Below are 21020 nucleotides of genomic sequence, written 5' to 3' on the forward strand. Positions count from 1 at the left end.
ACACGACAACCCTTGGACATTTTCCCTTTCAAAAGCGGAGCGTAAGTACACCATGAGTCGAGACTTGCTGCTGTTGCTGCAACCTGGCTTTACCGACCCTGCCCATCCCGGCGAGCGTTTCATCTGTCCGCACGGCGCGCCAATAGAAGGATTGCTTGCGAGCGACCCCGAGCGCGTCGCGCGCATCGACGTAAAGCGGCTGCCGTTCGCGCGCCCGCGTGCGGTGGTGATCGAGGTGCTCGACGAGGCACATCAGGGGCTGCCCGTGCTCGTGCTCGGCGATGAGCATGCGGTTCCCGAAGACGTGCAAACGGTGAACGGCCGTCACTTCGTGACCGACACGAACCGGATTCTCGCGCTGCTTGCCGAACGGCACGGCTTTCCCAAGGTGCATTGAGCGGCGTTCGAACAACACAACATCATGCCACTTCGTCTTTTTGCCGCCATCCCCTCGCGCACGCGGCGCCACGCGCTGGCTCTCGCCATATCGCTTTGCAACGCCGCGGCGCTGCTCCTTTTGCCTCATGCGGCGCAAGCCACGCCCAAAGGGACACTGGTTTTCTGCAGTGAAGGCAGCCCGGCGGGATTCGACCCGGGGCAGCACACCACCAGCACCGATTTCGATGCGAGCACGAATACGGTCTACAACGAGCTGGTGCAGTTCCGCAACGGCACACTCGATCTCGAGCCCGCGCTCGCAATAAGCTGGGAGAGTTCAGCGGATCAACGCACCTACACGTTTCATTTGCGCCACGGTGTGAAATTTCAGACGACCTCGTGGTTTCATCCCACGCGGGACTTCAACGCGGATGATGTGATTTTCACCTTCACGCGCATGCTCGATCCGCAGCTGCCGTTTCGCAAGGCGTATCCGACGAGTTTTCCCTATTTCAGCGATCTCGGGTTCGACAAGAATATCGCGCGCATCGAAAAAGTCGATGATTACACAGTGCGCTTCGACCTCAAGACGCCCGACGTGATCTTCGTGCGCAACCTTGCCATGAGCTTCGCGTCGATCCTCTCAGCCGAGTACGCCACCCAGCTGAGTGGGCAGCACCGCGAGGCCGATATCAACCAGTTGCCCGTGGGGACCGGTCCGTTCGCGTTCCGTTCGTACCAGAAGGACGCACTGATCCGCTACGACGCCAATCCCGACTATTGGCGAACGCAGGACGTCAAGCTCGCACACCTCGTGTTCGCCATCACGCCCGATCCGGCGACCCGCATCCAGAAGCTCACGAGCGGCGAGTGCCAGGTATCGGTGTTTCCGCGTCCGGCTGATCTGGAGGTCGTCAAGCGCAATCCGACGCTCAAGGTCGTTTCCGGCGTCGGCTTCAACGTGGGCTTTGTGGCGTACAACACGCAGCATCCGCCACTGGATCGCGTGGAAGTGCGCAGGGCGCTCGACATGGCGATCGACAAGCCCGCCATTATTCAGGCCGTGTTCGCAGGCAATGCGAAGATTGCGACGAACCCGATGCCGCCTGCCCAATGGTCCTACAACAATACGCTCAAGGACGCGCCGTATGATCCTGCGAAGGCACGCGCACTGCTTGCGCAGGCAGGGCTGGCGAATGGCTTCGAGATTACCCTTTGGGCCATGCCGGTGCAGCGCCCCTATAACCCGAACGCACAACTGATGGCGCAGCTCATCCAGCAGGACTGGGAGAAGATCGGCGTTCATGCGCGGATCGTGAGCTATGAGTGGGGCGAGTACAACCGCCGCGCCAAGCAGGACGGCGAACACGACGCGTTGCTCTACGGCTGGTCGGGTGACAACGGCGACCCGGACAATTGGCTAGGCGCGCTGCTCGGCTGCGATGCGGTGCATGGCAGCAACGTCTCGAAGTGGTGCGACCCGTCGTTCAACTCGCTCATCGAGAAGGCGCGTGCGGATGCGAATGTGAGCGAGCGTGCGGCGCTCTATGAGCGCGCCCAGGTCGTCTTCAAGGAACAGGTGCCATTTACGCCGATCGCGCACTCGATCGTCTCGCTGCCAGCTTCGAAGCGCGTTGACGGGCTCGTGTTCTCGCCGTTGGGCAGCCACCGTTTCGACGGCGTGTCGTTGCAATAGGTACTAGTGAGGGTGGCGAGTCGGCCGCGTGTCTTCGGTGGCCACAGACGAATGGCGCGACTCGCAGCGCCATTCGTCAATGCGTGTCTGAGCCCGCGGGCCAGAACAGAAGCGCGCGCAATTCGATACTGCGCCGCGCCGCCGCGTCCGCACGACTGGTGGGGTCCTCGAATGCGGTGTGAGCGGTGAGCCGCGCCGTGCCGTCCTCCAGAGAATCGTAGATTTTCAGCAGTAGTACTTCGTCGGGGCGCAGACGGGGAAAGAAGTACCAGCGATGCTGCGGGTTCGCGAGAAACGAATAGGTCTCGCCGGTCTTGTCGCGGTAGAGAAGGTCGGTCGGCACGAGATCGCCGGCCGCGATCGAGCGCGCGTCGCACAGCGCGAGCGGCAGTTGTTCCACCACGCTGAGCGGCCGCCACAGGTTGACGATCGCAAAGCGATGCCCCAGCCGCCGTTGCGCTTCTTCGGCATCGAGATGATCGCGCACCCGGCGCGGTCCGGACACGAAAGTCTGATCGTTATGCACGCGCCGCACGGGCTCGCGAAGTGTGGCGTTGCCGCGCGAACCGCTCGCGCTGTCACGCAGCGTGTGGTCGAAAATGACGACCTTTTCGGCTCCCGTGATGTCGCGCAGCAACGCCTCGGCCTCGGGGCGATACACGAGGCGGATCAGGCTTTCGTCGCTGTAGTCGCTCACTGCGCTCCGATGCGAAACGAGCTGAAAGCCATTGCGGTCGAGCGAGATTTCGCCGGCCTCTGCAAGCGGACGCGCGTTACGTATCGTCACGCGGCGCGGGTCGAGCGTGCCCGAACTCCATGCCGTTCCCTCCGGCGGCTCGAACGTGTAATTGACCGGCCGGGCGTTGCCCGGCGCGAGATAGTTGAGTTCCGCCTCGACGGCAGACGTTCGCGAAAGAGGCGAGGGGACCGATAGCACTGTGCTCATAAGTCATCCTGATCAAAACGGTTCGCGCCACGGGCGCAGATCCAGCTCTTGTGTCCAGGCGCTGCGGGCCTGGCGGTGCAACTGCCAATAGCTTTCGGCGATAGCTTCGGGTTGCAGCAGACCGTCCGGCCCTGCGTCTTGAGCGCGCTGGGGCGCGGCGCTTCGCAGCCGTTCGCCGTCGATCCCGCCGTCGATGACGACGTGCGCCACGTGCACGCCTCGCGGTCCGAATTCGCGCGCGAGACTTTGGGCCAGCGAGCGCAGGCCCGCTTTCGCCGCTGCGAACGCGGCGAACGGCGGCCGCCCGCGCAGCGACGCGGTCGCGCCGGTAAAGATGAGGCTGCCGGCGCCCGAGGGGTTCGTCGCGGCGTCCGGGGCGTCCAGCAGAAGGGGTAAGGCGGCGCGGGCAAACACGAAGCCACCTAGCACGTTTGTGCGCCACGCGGACTCGAACTGCGCGACTTCGAGTTCGAGCGTTGGCGCGCGTACGGCGTTGCCCGCGTTGAAAATCGCGCTGCGCAGAATTCCGTGACTCGTCAGAAGTTGCGCGATGCGCGCGAGATCCTGCTCGTTTGCCACGTCGCCGGGTGCTGCGTGGGCGCGGCCGCCTTGCGCGCGTATTTCCGCGGCGAGCGCTTCCACACGCGGCTCCGTGCGTCCGGTCAGCACGACCGTGTAACCTGCTCGGGCGAAGTGGCGCCCGAGCGCCGCGCCCAGGCCGGCGCTCGGGCCCACCCCGGCAATCCATGCGACCGAAGCAGGAAGAGAAGAGGAAACGTCGCTCATGATTCTTTCACGCTAGTCACCACGCGCGCTTTTGGAAAAGAATGAAACTTCATATGGTTATTCATGCGGTCAGCGCATAGCGGTTTACGGGATAGTCGAGCCCAAGATGCTCGCGCAGCGTCGTGCCTGCATAGTCGCGCCGGTAGGCACCACGCTCCTGCAGGATCGGCACCACCTTACGCGCGAATTCGGTGAACGCGAGCGGTGTACCGCCGCGCACGATGAAGCCATCGGTCGCGCGCGCTTCGACCCAGGCCTGCAAGCCATCGGCGACCTGTTCGGGCGTACCGAGAAAGCTGGGCCTGGGCGTTGCGGCTTCCAACGCGACCTCGCGCAGCGTCAGCCGGCGCTCGGCCGCGTTGCGCTTGATCGCGTCGGTCGTGCTGCGGAACTGGTTGCTGCCCAGTTCGCCGATGTCGGGAAATGGAGCGTCGAGCGGGTACTGCGAGAAATCGTGGTGATCGAAGTAGCGGCCAAGGTAGTCGAGCGCATTCTCGATCGTCACGAGCCGTGCGGTTTCGCGATACTGGTCCTCGGCCTGCACGGCCGAATCCGCCACGATCACGCTGATGCCCTGGAAGATCTTCAGGCTGCCGGCTGCGCGGCCGAGGGCGGCGAGCCGCTTCTGGACGTCGCCATAGAAGGCCTGTGCAAGCCCGATCGTTTCCTGGCGCGTGTAGATCGCGTCTGCATGGCTCGCCGCAACCGCCTTGCCGTCGTCGGAAGCGCCCGCCTGGAACAGGATCGGGCGGCCCTGGCGCGAGCGGCCGATATTCAGCGGGCCGGCCACCGAAAAGAACTCGCCCGCGTGATTGAGCACATGCAGCTTGTCCGGATCGAAGAACACGCCGCTCGCCTTGTCGCGAACGAAGGCGTCGTCCTCCCACGAATCCCACAACCCCTTCGTCACGTCCAGAAACTCGGAGGCGATCCGGTAGCGCAGTGCGTGTTCTGGGTGTTTGTCACGCGAGAAATTCTTCGCGGAGCCTTCCAGCGGCGAGGTCACCACATTCCAGCCCGCGCGGCCGTCGCTCAGGTGATCGAGGCTCGAAAACTGGCGCGCGACGGTGAACGGATCGCTGTACGAAGTCGAGAGCGTGCCAACGAGGCCGATGCGCGTGGTCGCGAACGCGAGCGCCGAAAGTAGCGTGAGCGGCTCGAAGCGGTTCAGGAAGTGGGGGATCGACTTCGCATTGATGTGCAGCCCGTCGGCGACGAACAGCAGATCGAATTTCGCGTTCTCGGCCTCGCGCGCCAGCTCGCGTACGAAGTCCACGTTGATGCTGGCATCGGCGATCGCATCGGGATGACGCCATGCGGACATGTTGCCCGAAGCGCCCTGGATGATCGCGCCGAGGTGAATCTGACGTTGGGGATTCGTGGTCGATTGGCTCATGGTGTGCAAGATAGAGGGCGTGTGGGAAGTCACGCGGAAGTGGCCGGCTGGCCCTGCTGCGCCGACTTGGGCAGCTTCAGCAGCGCATCGAGCAGCGAAGCGGTATAGGGATGCGTTGGCGCAGTGAATACCCGCTCGACAGGTCCGCTCTCGACCAGGCGGCCGCGCTGCATCACGAGCACGCGGTCGGCAACGTGATGAACCACGCCGAGGTCGTGCGAAATGAACAGCATGGCCGTGCCGTGCTCAGACTGCATGTCGGCGAGCAGGTCGAGCACCTGCGCCTGGATCGATACGTCGAGCGCGCTCACCGGTTCGTCGGCAACGAGCAGCGCCGGGTTCGGCGCGAATGCGCGCGCAATCGCCACGCGTTGGCGCTGGCCGCCGGAGAGTTCGCGCGGGTAGCGGTCGTAGCAGCCCGCCCCGAGCCGCACCTCGTCGAGCAGTTGCAGCACACGGCGTCGCCGCGCGTCGCCGCGAATGCCGACCGCGTCGAGGCTCTCGCCGATGAGCTGGCCGACCGTATAACGCGGGTCGAAGGAGCTATAGGGGTCCTGCGCAATGAGCTGCAGGCCGGCCCGCCGATGTCGCCGAGCGGATTCGGGCACGCCGCTCCAGGGCTGGCCGTCGAGCGTCACGCGGCCGCTGTCGGGAGTGGTCAGGCCCAGCACGATGCGCGCGACCGTCGACTTGCCCGAGCCGGATTCGCCGACGATGCCGAGCGTTTCGCCTTTGGCGAGCGAAAACGACACGTCGTCGACGGCGGGGGGCGCGCTGTCGTCGCCGCCGTAGCGCTTCGTGACCGCTTCGACTGAAAGCACACGGACATCGTCGACAATCTGCTTCGCCGGCAGCGCAACCCGTGCCTCGGCCGTGGCGGCGCCAGGTCCCGCGTCGCCCGAGAGCCGGTAGCCGCGCGACGCGGGCACGGGAATCGCGGCGAGCAGCTGCCGCGTATAAGGATGCGCTGGGCGCCCCAGCACGTCGCGCGTCGGCCCTTCTTCGACGATGCGGCCCGCACGCATGACGAGCACGCGGTCTGCCAGTTCCGCGACCACGGCGAGGTCGTGGCTGATGAGGAGCAGCGCGTCGCCGGCGTCGCGGCGGGCGCGCAGCAGCGATAGGATTTGACGCTGGACGGTCATGTCGAGCGCTGTGGTGGGCTCGTCGGCGATCAGCAGCGAAGCGCCGCCCGCGATGGCCGTGCCGATCAGTACGCGCTGCCGCAAGCCGCCCGACAGTTGATGCGGGTATTGCGGCAGCCGGCGCTCGGGTTCGTCGATGCCCACCGCCCGCAGGATCTCGACGCTGCGGTGGTGGATGTCGCGCGAGCGCACACTATGCAGCGATTCGGCTACGAGGTTGCGCACGCGCCATAGCGGATCGAGCGAGACCAGTGCGTCCTGGAGCGCGTAGCCGATGCGGCGGCCGCGTATGCCGCGCCAGTCGCGCTCGCGGTAGCGGCTTGCGTCCTCGCCCGCGATCTCGAAGCGCTCGGCCTGTGTTTGCGCCTTCGGGCCGTTCAGTCCGACGAGGCTGCGTGCGGTGACGGATTTGCCGGAGCCCGATTCGCCGACGAGCGCGACGCACTCGCCCGCATGCACGCTCAGGCTCAGTGATTCGACGGCGGCGCGCGCGGCGTGCCGCTCATGAAACGCGATGCTAAGGTTTTTGATACGCACGAGCGGTTCGCCCGGCGGCGCGGTGAACGGATGAATCACGGCGGGTAGCGGGACCGGCGCTGAGAGGCTGCCTTCCGTGGCAGACCCAACGCGCACGCGGGCGGCGAGATTGGCAGTGGCAGCGGCTGTCATGCGACCTCCCGGCGTTCGAAACGCGCCTGCCAGTAGCCGCCGAGCGCGTTCACAGCAATGACGGCGGCCGTGATCGCCACGCCGGGCCAGACCGCGATCCACCATGCGTTGTACAGATAGTTGCGGCCCTCGGCGAGCATCAGTCCCCACTCGGCCGTGGGCGGCTGCGGCCCCATGCCGAGAAAGCTCAGGCCCGATGTGCCGATGATCGCGGTGCCGAGGCCGATCGTGGCAAGTACGGGCACCTGGGCAATGGCGTGCGGCAACACGTGCCGCCAGACCAGCACGGCCGGCGCGAGACCGAACGTGCGCGCCTGCTCCACATACCCCGATTCGGCGACGACGAAGGTCTGCGCGCGCACAACGCGCGCAAAGCGCGGAATCGAGGCGACGCCAAGCGCGAAGACGAGATTGACGGCGCCGGGGCCCGTGAACGAGATCAGCATGAGCGCAAGCAGGAGGTCCGGAAAGGCGGACACCACGTCGAGAAAGCGCGTGATCAGCTCGTCGAGCCAGCCGCGCGCGAGGCCGGCGATCAGCCCAAGCACGGTGCCTGCGAGCGTCGCGATGGCGATCGCCGCCGCGCTGATCGAGAGCGAGTAGCGTGCGCCGTAGACGACGCGCGCAAAGATGTCGCGGCCCAGCTGGTCGGTGCCTAGCCAATGCTCGGCGCTGGCGCTGAGCTGCGCGGAGACTGGGTCCGCCACGAGCGGATCATAGCGGGTCAGCCATTCGGGCGCGGCGACGGCGATGACGTTGAGAAGGAGCCAGAGCGCCGCAAGCGCAAGGCCGGGATGACGCCATATCCAGCTGGCGGCACGCCAACCCGCGCGCGCCCGCAATGGCAGGTCGAGAGGAACTGACATCGTGAAGCCTCCGGTTCAGCGCCGCGCGCGCGGGTCGCGCAGGCGCGGATCGATCAAGAGATAGAGCAGGTCGACGGCGGTGCTCAGGACGACGTAGATCGCTGCGGAGAGGATCGCGATCGCGAGGATCACGGGCATGTCCTTCGCGAGCACGGCATCGACGGTCACCTTGCCGAGCCCTGGGCGCCCGAACACCTGCTCGGTGATGACCGCGCCGCTCAACAAGCCGCCCACGAGCCAGCCGGCGAGCGTGACTGCCGGCAACGCGGCGTGCCGCAGCGCATGGCGCAGGCGCAGCGCGAAGCCGCCAATGCCCCACGCGCGCACGGTCAGCGCGTACGGCTCGTCGAGCGCGCGCTCGATGCCCTTGCGCAATATGCGGCCAATCACCGCGCCTTGCGCGAGCCCCAGCGAGAGCGCCGGCAGCACGAGCGAGGAGAAGCCGCGGTCGCCGGCCACGGGGAAGAGCTTGAGCGTGAAACTGAACACGAAAAGCAGCATGATGCCGAGCCAGAATGAGGGCGTCGAAGCGAGCAGCAGCTCCACGCCTGAGGCGGCGCGGGCGCCGAAGCGGCGCCCCGCAGTCAGCACCGCGAGCCCCACGGCGAACACGACCGCGACGACCAGCGCGGCGCTGGTGAGCTTGAGCGTGGGCCAGAGCTGGCCGATCACGAGCGGGGCGACGTCCGTGTTCAGGACGTACGAGCGGCCGAAGTCGCCGTGCAACACACGCCACAGGTAGTGCAGGTATTGCAGGGATACGGGCTCGTCGAGGCCCCATTCCTTGCGGATCGCGGCTTCAATTTCGGGCGTGTTCAGTTGCTCGCCGATCAGGATGCTGACGATATCGCCGGGCGCGAGATGCACGGCGACGAACGACAGCGTGATCGCGGCCCACAGCACCAGCACGCCGGTCACGAGCCGCGTCGCGACCGGCGAGCGCAACCACGTGCGGCGCACGCGCGTGAGCGGCGCCGTCGGGCGGGGTACGCTCTCGTCGGGCAGCGGTAAGGGAGTCGGGTGGGTCATGGTCGAAAGTTCTCCTGCTGGCGAAGCCGGTGCGCGCCGCACGTCTCGCGTCAGCGCGAATCGAGGCAGACGTCGTAAGGCGCTTCCGGCATCTGCTTGAAGCTGCGGAACGCCAGGCCGCGCACGCGCGTGCTGGCGGCGATCTCGTCCTCGGGTTGATAGAGCGGAATTGCGTAGGCCTCGTCGACGATCACCGTGTGTTGCAGTCGCGCGTAGATGCGCTCGCGCGCCGCGTTGTCGCGCGTCTGCGCGGCTTCGTTCAGCCACGCGAGCAGGCGCGGGTCCGCCGTGCGGCTGTAATTGATCACGCCGCCGCGGTCGATGGGCAGGTAGTGGTTTTCTGTATCGATTCCGTCGGTATCGGTGTTCGAGTTGGGTATGGCGCCGAACTTGCCGGTCTTGCGCACGTCGGCATAGGTGCCCGCGTCGACATAGCGGATTTTCAGCTCGACGCCGAGCCGCTGGCGCGCCTGCGCCTGGAGTCCCTGCAACAGCACATCGCGCTGGTCGCGCACGGTGGCGATCGCCTGCACGACGTCGATCGACAGCCGCCGCCCGTCCTTCGTGCGGTAGCCGCCGGTGTCGCGCCCGGTCCAGCCCGCTTCGTCGAGCAGCGCGTTGGCAAGCTTCGGATTGTTGCCGTAGCTGTGCTCGATGCTGCGGTCATACAGCGGATCGACCGGCGAGGTGATGCCCCAGGCGCGTGTGCGCTTGCCGCGATAGATCGCGGCGACGAGAGTGTCGAGATCGAACGCCTGCAACAGCGCACGGCGCACCCGCACGTCCTGGGTGGGGCCGTAGGCCACGTTCAGATAGAGCGAGTACGGCGAGCCCGTGTTCAGCGCATGGAGGTAGCGCAGGTCCGGCTGCTTTTCGAGCAATGTGGCGTCGTTGCCCGAAATGCCCTCGATCACGTCGGCCTGGCCGGACAGCAGCGCGCCGGTGCGCACCGACGACTCGGGCAGGAAGCGGTAGACCACTCGGTCGAGGTATGCCGTGCCCTGATGGGTCGTCGTAGCCGGCGGCCATTTATAATCTGGATTCCGAACGAAATCGGCTTCCTGTCCCTTGCGCCAGGCCGTGAGAATAAACGGTCCGGTGCCCGCGACTTCGCGTCCGCCCGATTTCAGTTGCGGCGAGGCGTAGGCGGCGGGCGAGATGAGCTTGAGCCCAGCGGCGAATGAGAGGAACGGCACGTAGGGCTCGTTCAACGTGAGCTGAACGGTGCGCGCATCGACGGCACGCGCGCCGGCGAGGCGCGACGCGATTCCGCAATAGCTCGAACCGGCGCAGTAAGACGGGTCGCGCACCTCGAGAAAGTTCTTCGCGACCGCTGCGGCGTCGAGCGGCTGGCCGTCGGTGAACTTCACGCCGTCGCGCAGTGCAAACGTCAGCGTCTTGCCGTCCGGCGAGACCGTGTAGCCAGTCGCGAGCCATGGGACATAGGTGCCATCGGGCTTGCGCGCGAGCAGCGACTCGAAGCTCGCGCGCAGGATCAGTTCCGCTTTCGCCTGTCCGTTCAGTTGCGGATTGAGGGTCGTCGGCTCGGTCTCGATGCCCCACGTCAGCGTGCCGCACGAAGCGGGCGCGGCGCTGACGCCGCCAGTGGCCGTTGCCGCAATCGCGATTCCCCCGGCGGCGACCCTGCGCCGCCAGGGTGCGGACCTGGCCATGGCGAGAGGCGTTGACATCGACATCGTCATGGTTAGCGTTTGATCCACACGTCATAGGGGTTTTCGGGCATCTGCGCATACGAGCGGAAGCCGAGGCCCTGGACCGTCTTCGCGGCGGCGATCTGGTCTTCCGGCTCGTAGAGCGGCACGGCGAACGCCTGCTGGTCGATCGCGAAGTGCTGCAACTGGCCGTACAGCGCCTTGCGCTCGCCGGCGTTCTGCGTCTGCGCAGCGGCCTGCAGCCAGCGGCTCAGTTCCGGTGCCGACGCGCGGCTGTAATTGAGCGCGCCGCCGTGATCGACGGGCAGGTAGTGGCCTTCGATATCGATCCCGTCCGGCGGTGTGTTCGAGTTCGCGATCGAGCCGAACTTGCCGCTCTTGCGCGCATCCGCATAGGTGCCGTCGTCGACGTACTGCACCTTCAGATCGACGCCGAGCCGCTGACGCGCCTGCGCCTGCAACGCCTGCAGCAGCACGTCGCGCTGGTCGCGCACGGTCGCCTGTGCCTGGATTACCGCGATGGTGAGACGCTCGCCGTTTTTCGCGCGGTAGCCGGCGCTGTCGCGCGCGGTCCAGCCCGCTGCGTCCAGCAGCGCATTGGCGAGCTTCGGATTGTTGCCGTAGCTCTTTTCGATGCTGTGGTCGTAGAGCGGATCGATCGGCGAGGTGATGCCCCATGCGCGCGTGCGTTCGCCGCGGTAGACCGACTGGACGATGCCGCTTACGTCGAGTCCTTCGAGCAACGCGCGGCGCACATTGGCGTCCTGCGCCGCGCCGTAGGTGACGTTCAGGAACAGCGAGTAGGGCGTCCCGGTGTTCAGCGCATGCTGATACGTGAGGTCGGGATTGCTGCGGATCAGCCCCGCGTCGTTGCCCGACACGCCTTCGATCACGTCGACCTGCCCGGACAGCAGCGCGCCCGTTCGAACCGACGATTCAGGCAGGAAGCGATAAACCACGCGGTCAAGATACGCCGGCCCCTGATGGCCGCTGGTTGTCGGCGCCCATCGATAATCTGGATTCCTGTCGAACTCGATCTCCTGCCCCTTCACGTAGCGGCGCAGGATGAATGGGCCCGTTCCTGCGATGTCGGTGCCGCCCGACTTGAGGCTCGACTTGTCGAACGCGTTCGGCGAGAGGAGCGGGAGGGAGCCGGCAAAGGTCAGGAACGGCGCGTACGGCGCGTCGAGCGTGATCTCGACCGTGTGCGCGTCGGGTGTCTTGACGTCGGCAACGTGCGAAATCAGGCGCGCGAGGTTGCTGCCGCCGGAGTAGGAGAGGTCGCGAGCATAGAGGAAGTTGCGGGCCACGGCCTTCGAGTCGAACGGTGCGCCGTCCGTGAACTTGACACCGTCGCGCAGCGTGAAGGTATAAGTCTTGCCGTCGGGCGAGACCTTGTAGCCGGCGGCGAGCCACGGCACGAAGCTGCCGTCGGGCTTTTGCGCCAGCAGGCTTTCGTAAGCGTTGCGCAGCAGCAGCACGACCTTGTCCTGGCCGTTCAGTTGAGGATTGAGCGTGCGCGGCTCGGTTTCCACGCCCCACGTCAGCGTGCCGCCGGTGACCGGCTGGCCTGCCGCGAGCGTCGGATGCGGCAGCGCGAGGGCGAGCAGGACCGCCGCCGCCGCGGTTCGGCGCGAGGTGCAAGAGGCTTGCGCCGGGAATGAAAACGTCATCGGTGAGTACCTTGAGCAGTGGGTCGGTCGATCAGGGGAAGGCGGTTGCGCGCGGGCTATCATGCGGCTTGGGGATCGCGTGCGCCGGCTGCAACCGGCTCGCTGTAAAGCTCGGGAATAAGGATCTTGCGCAGCCAGACCAGCGGCGTGCCGAGCGCGTTGGTCGAGCGATGAAAAGGTTCATAGCCGTGACGCTCGTAAAACGGGGCGAGCCAGGGGTGATTGACGGCGGTCGCGAGCCACGTTGCGGGCGCCTTGACCTGCGCGCGCAGAAACTGCGTTTCGACATGATCGAGCAGCACGTTGCCAAGGCCCTGGCGCTTGAACGCGGGCGCGACGGCAAACCAGTGCAGGAACGGCCAGGGTGCGAGCCGGTTGCCTTCGGGCGACCAGGGAAAGCGCACGGTCAGCGTCGCGGCAAGCGCTGTGCCGCCGCCGACCACTTCGCGCTCGAGCACGAACGTCGTCTGGCTTGCGACCGCCTGCGCCACGCGCCCGACCGGTGAGCGCGTGATCGTGAAGTGAACGCCTTCGCGCGCAAGCGGTGCGTAGGCCTGCTGTAGCAGGTCGTAGAGGGCCGGCACATCGTCCTGGCCCGCAATGCGGATCTTGTCGGTCATTGTTCTGTCACGGCGAGCGAAGGGTGAATGCCGGGGGCGGAGGATGGGCGCGCGTGTGGAAGAGGAATGTTGCCGTCTGCAAGCAGTCCGAGCGACGCTATGCGGCGTGTAGCGTCGATGATCGGCGTGTCCACGACGAATTCGTCAATGCCATGGCGGCGATGCAGTGCGTCGAGTTCGCGCAGCACGTCCTCGCGCGTGCCGTGCACGATGCGCGTTTCGCGTTGTTCAATGCGGTGCGCACCGCCGCCCGATTGGCGCACGAATGCGTGCGCCTGCTCGAGGCTCGCGACGTTGACCGCGGCACCCTCGCCAACCTGCACACGAAAGCGCTGGAAGCCGCTTGCGAGCTGCGCGGCGTCGGCCGCCGTTTCGGCCACGACGATCGAAATCGCGAGCAGCGGCGCACGGCCGCCCGATAGCGAGCGGTAAGCGTCGAATGCGCGCTCGAGATCGCTGGTCGCCGCGTTGATATGCGCAGCGTAGACAAAGTCCCAGCCAAGGCGAGCCGCGAGCGTCGCGCTTTCGGCGCTCGCGCCGAGCAAGAAGGGTTGCACGGGAGCGGGCGGCAATGGCGTCGCGCGCAGCGCTTTCTCGTCGCTCTCGCCATTCGCCTCATCGGCTTCGCCCGAAGCCAGTGCCTTGGCATCGAACAGATACCGCTTGAGTTCGAAAGCAAGTTCGGCGAAATCCGGGCGGCGGCCTGCATCGAAGGCGTGTTGCAGTGCGCGCGTCGACAAGGGCAGTCCACCGGGCGCCTTGCCAATGCCGAGGTCGACACGGCCTGGTGCAAGCGAAGCCAGCAGGTTGAAATTTTCCGCGATCTTGTACGGGCTGTAATGCTGCAGCATCACGCCGCCCGATCCAACGCGGATGCGGCGCGTCTGCGCGAGCACATAAGCCACGAGGATTTCGGGCGACGGGCACGCAAGTCCCGCGGAGTTGTGATGCTCGGCGAGCCAGTAACGGTGATAGCCCCACGCCTCGGCGGCTTGTGCCAGAAAGACGCTGCGCGCGAGCGCCTCGGCGGCGGTTTCGCCGGCCGCAATCGGGCTCTTGTCGAGAACGCTCAGGCGGAAAGCGGATTCGCGCTGTGCAGGATCGGAGTGGCTCGTGGGTAGTGTCATGCTGAGGGAGAGGGGCATCGATCGCAGCCGCCCGGTCAATTTCGGTGCACAAAATTATTTTTCTTCGCAAACCGAACGGTCAAACAATGAAGAGGAATATGGAAAGCCGAAAATATTTGTTCGATTGGATGGGGGTGATTGCACACTATGTCCGATCGCCGCGTGACGGACATCGGTGCACATAGGTGTCGTAGGGTGTCGTCGCGCCGGCGCGAAACATCAATCGATCGGATAGACAGGACGGCATCATGAGCGGGGCGCGTAGACGGCTGAAGACATTGGTGGGCGCGGCGAGCGTGCTATATGCGAGCAGCGATACCGACGCGGCACAGGGCATACGTCGTGCAGCCGCGCTTGCGCGGAAGGCGGAAGAGCACAAGGTCACGGGCCTCTTTACGGCCGACCTGTTGCAGGCGGATGCGGCCGGTCTAGCCGGCATCACCGGCAGCCAGGAACCGATCGTCGCGCTCGCGGCATTGAGCCAGGCCACCTCGCGGATCGGCCTCGTCGCAACGGTCTCGACGACCTACCATCATCCCTACAACCTCGCGCGGCTGATCGGCACACTCGATCACGTGAGCGGCGGCCGCGCGGCGTGGAATGCCGTGACGTCGTCGGTGGGCGAAGAAAATTTCGGCGACGGCGCGCTGCCCGACCCCGAGCGCCGCTATGCGCGCGCCACCGAATTCGTCGAAGTGGTTCAGGCTCTGTTCGATGCGAACCATCCTGGGGCGACGCGGCGTTCGGCAAGTGGCGGCGTGGCTGTCGATCCTGCCAGGCTGGGTCCGATCCACTATCGCGGAACATACTTCCAGGTGGAAGGGCCGCTTAACGTTCCGCCTCCTCCCCAGCGCATTCCGGTCCAGTTTCAGGCGGGTCAGTCGGCGAGCGGCGTCACGCTCGGCGCGCGCTATGCCGAGGTGGTCTACACGTCGCAACCGACGCTCGACGATGCGCGTGCTTTCGTCACCGAACTGCGCCGTCAGGCGATTGGTTTTGGGCGTGCGAACCGGCTGCCGTTCGTGATGAACTCATTTCATTCGGTGATCGGCGAATCGGATGCGGACGTCGCGCGACGGCTGCGCGACAAGCACGAGCGCATCGACTACGAGCAGGGACGGCTCAAGCTCGCCGACATGCTTGGCGGCGGCATCGATCTCCGCGATCTGCCGCTCGACGAGCCGCTGCCGGAGTCCTTGCTGCCGACGATCGACAGCGTGCATCGGCGGCGAGGGCGGGTTGCGATCTTCCTGGCTTACGCGCGGCAGCGGCTCAGCTTGCGCGAGCTGATCATCCGCGCGCAGGAAACCGGCCACTGGTTCGTTGCCGGGACGCCCGAACAGCTCGCCGACGCGATCGAAGAGCGCTATCGTGCCGGCTTCGTCGATGTGCTCTCGTTGCATGGTCTTGGCCAGCCGGATCAGGAGGACCTGTTGCTCAACGGGCTGCTGCCGGAGTTGCGCCGGCGCGAACTGATCGATGCCGACTATGTGGGCGAAGACTTCCGCTCGAATCTGGAATTGCCGCCGCTGCAGGCATGGTCCGGCGGAAACGGCCTGCGGGCGGCGAACGAAGGCTAACCAGCGTTTCGTCATTCCTCGTTGTGCTAAGCATCCCAGAATTTCTTCTATAGCCTGGCCTGTCCCTTCTTTGTAATTCGGCGGGGGAAACACTACTACAGTGAAAGATGCCGTTTGCATTCTCCCACCCAAAGGAGCCAGGCCATGTCCATCCGCATAGGCGACGAAGCCCCCGATTTCACTGCACAAACGACTGAAGGACCGATCCGCTTCCACGAGTGGATCGGAGGCCAGTGGGCGATCCTGTTTTCGCACCCGAAAGATTTCACGCCGGTATGCACAACCGAGCTGGGCTATATGGCCAAGCTCAAGCCCGAGTTCGACAAGCGCGGGACCAAGGTGATCGGGCTCAGTATCGATCCGGTCGACGACCACCACAAATGGGCGAAGGATATCGAAGAGACGCAGGGCACCGCGGTCAACTATCCGATGATTGGCGACGCGGACCTCGCAGTTGCAAAGCTCTACGACATGATCCATCCCAACGCGAGCGGCGGCCCGCGCACCGCGGTCGACAATGCGACCATCCGCGCCGTGTTTATCGTTGGACCAGACAAGAAGATCAAGGCGACGTTCACCTACCCGATGAGCGCCGGGCGCAACTTCGACGAGGTTTTGCGGCTGCTCGACGCCCTCCAGCTCAACGCGAAGCATACGGTCGCCACCCCGGTGAACTGGAAGCCGGGCGATGATGTGATCATTCCCACCTCCGTCTCGGATGAGGATGCAAAGAAAAAATATCCAGAGGGCTTCAAGACGCTGAAGCCCTGGCTGCGGACGGTCGCGCAGCCCAAATAGGTACGCTTCGGCGCCACGGGCAGGAGGTATTGCGGCGGCGTGGCTCGTCACGGCGCCGGTACCAGCTTGCGCCGTGACTCACGATGCGCGAACGTATGCGAACCTGCATTGTCGGCTCCGCACGATGCAATGTTTTTGACAGCACTTGAGAATTCTCGAAGGTTCTCGCATAGTCGATTCTGTCGTCTAAAGACTGCAGCAACATCGCCGCAGCAAGAAGTCCGCTCAATCCCGTTGCCTCGTCTGCGCCCAACGCGCAAATTCGCATTTCGCATGAGGGGGACGCCGTGACCGCATTCGGAGTCGAGGACGTTGTTCAAGGGCTGCAAGCCGTGCGGAAGCGCTGGAGGGAAGGGCAGCACCGCTCGCTGGACCAGGGAGAACGCGAATTACCCGATCGCGAGGCGCTCGCCGATATCGTCGGCACGCTCAAGGGCGTGCTCTTCCCGATGCGTCTCGGTCCGCCCAATCTGCGCCAGGAGACCGAGAACTTCTATATCGGCCATGCGCTCGATGCCTCGCTCCACGCGCTTCTCGCGCAGGCGCGGCTCGAATTCCATCACAAGGCGCGGCACGAGCCGCGCGATCACGAAGCCATTGAAACGCGCGCGCTTGCCGTCATGCGGGCCTTCGCGGCGCAACTGCCCGGGATCCGTTCGCAGCTCGACACGGATGTGCTCGCCGCGTGGCAAGGCGATCCGGCGGCGGGTAGCGTCGACGAGGTCCTGCTCTGCTATCCCGGCATCCAGGCCATGATTCACCACCGGCTCGCGCATGCGCTTTACCGGCTCGAGTTGCCGCTGCTGGCGCGCGTGATCGCCGAGCTCGCACACGCGCAAACCGGCATCGATATCCATCCGGGGGCGCAGATCGGCGGGTCGTTCTTCATCGACCACGGCACAGGCGTCGTGATCGGCGAGACTTCGGTGATCGGCGAGCGCGTGCGTATTTACCAGGCCGTGACGCTCGGCGCGAAGCGCTTCCCGCGTGATGCGAATGGCCACCTCGAGAAAGGCGGCGCGCGCCACCCCATCGTCGAAGATGACGTGGTGATTTACGCCGGCGCGACCATACTCGGGCGCGTGACGATAGGCCGTGGTGCCGTGATCGGCGGCAATGTCTGGATCACGCAGGATGTGCCGGCCGGTGTGCGCGTGATGCAGGCCGAGTCCCGCAACGAGGCGGTCGCCCCACCAGGAGTTTCCCCATGAGGACGCTGGTCAAAGACTTCGGGTTGTACGTGCGGCAACTGCGCGAGGCGCATGCATGGTCACAGGAACAACTCGCGGAGCTTGCGGGCTTGAGCCGCTCTTACGTCAGTGAAGTCGAGCGCGGCACCGTGATCGCATCGCTCATTACGCTCGACAAGCTCGCGTGCGCGTTCGGCCTGACGGCAGCGGCACTCCTCACGCCGCGCGAGGCCACGCCGCGAAGGTCGCAAGCTGTGCGCGATGCCGCCCCGCAAACCACGCCCGGTTCGTGCGATGAAGGGGTGGCACAGGAGGCTTGTCGTCTATAGCACGTTGCGCTGGTCAGAGGCGCTACCCATAATGACCCTTCGTCATATGCATTTCTCTATTCGTTCTAAAGAACCGGGAGTCATCTATGTCGACGATTACGGGCGGGCCGACAGCGCTCGGGGACAACGCGGCGAGACAGCTTGCCAATGCGACCAAAACCGTTCCCCAGCTCTCCACCATCACACCACGCTGGCTCGTTCACCTGCTTCAGTGGGTGCCGGTCGAGGCGGGCATTTACCGGTTGAACCAGGTGAAGGATCCGGAGGCCGTCCACGCGGCGTGCACCGCGCGCGAGGACGAGGGCGTGTTGCCGACAACCTTCGTACCGTATGAGGAGCAGCCGCGGGAGTACTTCCTGAATGCCGTGAGTACGATCGTCGACGTGCATACGCGTATTTCCGACCTGTACAGCAGCCCGCACGACCAGATCAAGGAGCAGCTGCGCCTCGCGATCGAGACGATCAAGGAGATGCAGGAAGGCCAGCTCATCAACAATCCCGACTATGGCCTGCTGGCGAACGTCGACGAAGACCAGCGCATCTTTCCGTTGACCGGCTCGCCCACTCCCGACGATCTCGACGAGCTGCTCACCAAGGTCTGGAAGGAGCCGGCGTTCTTCCTCACGCATCCGCTCGCGATCGCCGCGTTCGGCCGCGAATGCACGCGGCGCGGCGTGCCGCCGCCCACGGTCAGCCTGTTCGGCTCGCAGTTCGTCACGTGGCGTGGCATCCCGCTCATTCCTTCCAACAAGGTGCCGGTGGACGACGGCAAGACCAAGATCCTCCTGCTGCGCGTGGGCGACAAGCGCCAGGGCGTGGTGGGCCTGTACCAGCCGGGCGTGGCGGGCGAGCAGGGCCCGGGGCTCTCGGTGCGCTTCATGGGCATCAACAACCAGGCGATCGCGTCCTACCTGATCTCGCTGTATTGCTCGCTGGCCGTCCATACGCCGGATGCGCTGGCGGTCCTCGATGAAGTGGAAATCGGCAAGTACCACGACTATGCCGACACCTATCGCTGATTCAACGGGCGCCGGCGCATTGCCCGACGTGCCGGTGCCCGTCGTGCCCGCCGGTTTGCCGGATCCGGCGCAGCTCGCGCGCCTCGCGAACGAGTTCTTCTCGGCACTGCCGGGCAGCGCCGCAGCCCCCGACGTTTCCGCCGGCAGCGGTGCGGTGGGCGGACTCGCTTCCGGGTTGCCCGCGGCGGCTCCGCTGCTTTCTTCCGTGAGCAATCCGGCACCCGCTGGTTCGCCGCTGGCGGGACCGGGAGGTACCGGCACGGGCGTGCCCGGTTTGGCTCCGCCGCAAGGCTATGTTCCCGGCGCCAATCTGCTGCCTGGGGCACCGACGCACGTGCTCTCGCTCGGCAACCGAGCGCCCGCCCTGCTGCCGCATGCGGCCGCGCAGGACGGCATTCCCGACAACGTGCAGGCTATCGCGCCAGCGCTCGAACCACGGGCGGGCGGCGCCGTACTCGGCGTGCCGCAGGCGAACGGGCTCGGCACGCGGCCCGCTGCGGCCGTACCCGCCGCGGGACAGGCGGCGTCGCCGTTCTACTTCGTCGATGCCGCAACCTTTGCCAGGCACGGCGACGCGCCGGGCATCGTTGCCCCGCCCCACGATCTCGCCGACCCTCGTGCGTTCGGTTTGCCCGCCGAAAGCGATCTGCTCGACCTCGTGTCGTGGCAGCGACGCGGGTCCGAAGTGCAAGGCGAGCCAGCGGGCACCGGGCAGCATACGCACTACGTGTTCGAGAACGCACGGCAACGCGCCCCGGCGGACGCGCAGTACGGTGCGACGCCGCTCGCGCCGTCCGCGCATCCGCCGTTCGAGGTGAACGCGGTACGGCGCGATTTTCCGATCCTGCAGGAGCGCGTGAACGGCAAGCAGCTGATCTGGTTCGACAATGCGGCGACGACCCACAAGCCACAAGCCGTGATCGACCGGCTTGCCTGGTTCTACGCCCACGAAAATTCCAATATCCACCGGGCCGCGCATACGCTGGCGGGCCGCGCGACCGATGCCTATGAAGAGGCGCGCGAGACCGTGCGGCGCTTTATCGGTGCGTCATCGGCCGAGGAGATCATTTTTGTGCGGGGCACGACCGAGGCCATCAATCTCGTCGCGAAGTCGTGGGGCGTGCAGAACGTCGGGGCCGGCGACGAAATCGTGCTGTCCCATCTGGAGCATCACGCGAATATCGTGCCGTGGCAGCAACTGGCGTCGGACAAAGGCGCGACGCTGCGCGTGATTCCCGTCGACGACTCCGGCCAGGTGTTACTGGAGGAATATCGCAAGCTGCTCAGCGACCGCACGAAGATCGTGGCGGTGACGCAAGTGTCGAATGCGCTGGGAACGGTAGTGCCGGTCAAGGAGATCGTCGAGATGGCGCACGGCGTGGGCGCGAAGGCGCTGGTGGACGGCGCGCAATCGGTTTCGCACATGCGCGTGGACGTGCAGGCAATGGACGCCGACTTCTTCGTGTTCTCGGGCCACAAGATCTACGGGCCGACGGGCATCGGCGTCGTGTATGCCAAACGCGCGCTTCTCGAGGACATGCCGCCGTGGCAGGGCGGCGGCAACATGATCTCCGACGTCACGTTCGAACGCACGCTGTTCCAGCCGCCGCCAGGCCGCTTCGAGGCGGGCACCGGCAATATCGCGGATGCCGTTGGCCTCGGCGCGGCGCTCAACTACCTGACGCGGCTCGGCATCGAGAATGTGGCGCGCTACGAGCACGATCTGCTCGCCTATGCCACGCATGCGCTCTCGCGCATTCCCGGGGTGAGACCGATCGGCACCGCGGCCGAAAAGGCGAGCGTGCTGTCGTTCGTGATGAAAGGCTACAGCCCGGAAGAGGTCGGTCAGGCGCTCAACGAAGAGGGCATCGCGGTGCGCGCCGGACATCACTGCGCCCAGCCTATCCTGCGACGGTACGGACTGGAGGCCACGGTGCGGCCCTCGCTGGCGTTCTACAACACCTGTGACGAAGTGGACTCGATGATGTCAGTCCTCAGACGGCTGGCCACGCGCCGTTAGCAAGGCCGGGCGCACCCCGAGCCGCTCCGGGCCCACCTTTTGGTGGGCCCTTTGTTTTCTATCGTCCGAAAGGGAGCCAC

Annotated in this window: 18 protein-coding genes; 8 read left to right on the forward strand and 10 right to left on the reverse strand. The window is 65.7% G+C overall.

Features of this window, described 5'->3' with window-relative positions:
* Positions 1–52 precede the first annotated feature (52 nt).
* Both AB3X99_RS32695 and AB3X99_RS32700 read left to right on the forward strand, forming a co-directional pair.
* The gene (locus AB3X99_RS32695; RefSeq protein ID WP_342924195.1) at positions 53–397 is read left to right on the forward strand and encodes a DUF3088 domain-containing protein; all 345 of its coding nucleotides are present in this window, start codon (positions 53–55) and stop codon (positions 395–397) included.
* Positions 398–421: 24 nt separating this feature from the next.
* Positions 422–2074 (forward strand): ABC transporter substrate-binding protein, encoded by a 1653-nt coding sequence (locus AB3X99_RS32700; protein ID WP_368619265.1) that lies wholly within the window; start codon positions 422–424, stop codon positions 2072–2074.
* A 76-nt stretch (positions 2075–2150) separates the two neighbouring features.
* Here the strand turns inward: AB3X99_RS32700 and AB3X99_RS32705 are convergent, their stop codons facing one another.
* From AB3X99_RS32705 to AB3X99_RS32750, 10 genes are all read right to left on the reverse strand, one after another.
* Positions 2151–3020 carry a CmcJ/NvfI family oxidoreductase gene (locus tag AB3X99_RS32705; RefSeq protein ID WP_342947023.1) on the reverse strand — a complete coding sequence of 290 codons (870 nt, stop codon included), beginning with the start codon at positions 3018–3020 and terminating at the stop codon, positions 2151–2153.
* 12 nt (positions 3021–3032) lie between these two features.
* Positions 3033–3806: an SDR family NAD(P)-dependent oxidoreductase gene (locus AB3X99_RS32710; protein WP_368619266.1), complete on the reverse strand. Its 774-nt coding sequence runs from the start codon at positions 3804–3806 to the stop codon at positions 3033–3035.
* 61 nt (positions 3807–3867) lie between these two features.
* The gene (locus tag AB3X99_RS32715) at positions 3868–5202 is read right to left on the reverse strand and encodes an LLM class flavin-dependent oxidoreductase (protein WP_368619267.1); all 1335 of its coding nucleotides are present in this window, start codon (positions 5200–5202) and stop codon (positions 3868–3870) included.
* A gap of 29 nt (positions 5203–5231) precedes the next feature.
* Entirely contained in the window at positions 5232–7016 is a 1785-nt protein-coding gene (locus AB3X99_RS32720; RefSeq protein ID WP_368619268.1) for a dipeptide ABC transporter ATP-binding protein, read from the reverse strand.
* The gene (locus AB3X99_RS32725; RefSeq protein ID WP_368619269.1) at positions 7013–7882 is read right to left on the reverse strand and encodes an ABC transporter permease; all 870 of its coding nucleotides are present in this window, start codon (positions 7880–7882) and stop codon (positions 7013–7015) included. The genes AB3X99_RS32720 and AB3X99_RS32725 overlap by 4 nt, the downstream gene beginning before the upstream one ends.
* Positions 7883–7897: 15 nt before the next feature.
* The gene (locus AB3X99_RS32730; RefSeq protein WP_069261301.1) at positions 7898–8911 is read right to left on the reverse strand and encodes an ABC transporter permease; all 1014 of its coding nucleotides are present in this window, start codon (positions 8909–8911) and stop codon (positions 7898–7900) included.
* Positions 8912–8961: 50 nt separating this feature from the next.
* The gene (locus AB3X99_RS32735; protein WP_368619270.1) at positions 8962–10602 is read right to left on the reverse strand and encodes an ABC transporter substrate-binding protein; all 1641 of its coding nucleotides are present in this window, start codon (positions 10600–10602) and stop codon (positions 8962–8964) included.
* 14 nt (positions 10603–10616) lie between these two features.
* Positions 10617–12257: an ABC transporter substrate-binding protein gene (locus AB3X99_RS32740; protein ID WP_342947030.1), complete on the reverse strand. Its 1641-nt coding sequence runs from the start codon at positions 12255–12257 to the stop codon at positions 10617–10619.
* 59 nt (positions 12258–12316) lie between these two features.
* Positions 12317–12877, reverse strand: coding sequence for a GNAT family N-acetyltransferase (locus AB3X99_RS32745; protein ID WP_069261299.1), 561 nt, complete (start codon positions 12875–12877; stop codon positions 12317–12319).
* Entirely contained in the window at positions 12874–14004 is a 1131-nt protein-coding gene (locus AB3X99_RS32750; protein ID WP_368619348.1) for an LLM class flavin-dependent oxidoreductase, read from the reverse strand. Before AB3X99_RS32750 ends, AB3X99_RS32745 begins: the two co-directional genes overlap by 4 nt.
* A 248-nt stretch (positions 14005–14252) precedes the next feature.
* Between AB3X99_RS32750 and AB3X99_RS32755 the strand changes: the two genes are divergently transcribed.
* The 6 genes from AB3X99_RS32755 (at position 14253) to AB3X99_RS32780 (ending at position 20940) form a co-directional block, all read left to right on the forward strand.
* Positions 14253–15584: an NtaA/DmoA family FMN-dependent monooxygenase gene (locus tag AB3X99_RS32755; RefSeq protein WP_368619271.1), complete on the forward strand. Its 1332-nt coding sequence runs from the start codon at positions 14253–14255 to the stop codon at positions 15582–15584.
* 144 nt (positions 15585–15728) lie between these two features.
* A complete protein-coding gene (locus AB3X99_RS32760) occupies positions 15729–16382 on the forward strand; it encodes a peroxiredoxin (protein ID WP_069261297.1) in 654 nt (217 codons plus the stop codon).
* A 287-nt stretch (positions 16383–16669) separates the two neighbouring features.
* The gene (gene epsC / locus AB3X99_RS32765; protein ID WP_368619272.1) at positions 16670–17593 is read left to right on the forward strand and encodes a serine O-acetyltransferase EpsC; all 924 of its coding nucleotides are present in this window, start codon (positions 16670–16672) and stop codon (positions 17591–17593) included.
* A complete protein-coding gene (locus AB3X99_RS32770) occupies positions 17590–17901 on the forward strand; it encodes a helix-turn-helix domain-containing protein (RefSeq protein ID WP_368619273.1) in 312 nt (103 codons plus the stop codon). Before epsC ends, AB3X99_RS32770 begins: the two co-directional genes overlap by 4 nt.
* A gap of 86 nt (positions 17902–17987) precedes the next feature.
* Positions 17988–18920, forward strand: a complete 933-nt coding sequence (locus AB3X99_RS32775; RefSeq protein ID WP_368619274.1) for a family 2A encapsulin nanocompartment shell protein — start codon at positions 17988–17990, stop codon at positions 18918–18920.
* Positions 18901–20940, forward strand: a complete 2040-nt coding sequence (locus tag AB3X99_RS32780) for a family 2A encapsulin nanocompartment cargo protein cysteine desulfurase (protein WP_368619275.1) — start codon at positions 18901–18903, stop codon at positions 20938–20940. The genes AB3X99_RS32775 and AB3X99_RS32780 overlap by 20 nt, the downstream gene beginning before the upstream one ends.
* Positions 20941–21020: the final 80 nt, after the last annotated feature.

This window comes from Paraburkholderia sp. BR10882, assembly GCF_040948855.1.
GTDB classification, from domain to species: Bacteria; Pseudomonadota; Gammaproteobacteria; order Burkholderiales; family Burkholderiaceae; genus Paraburkholderia; species Paraburkholderia nodosa_A.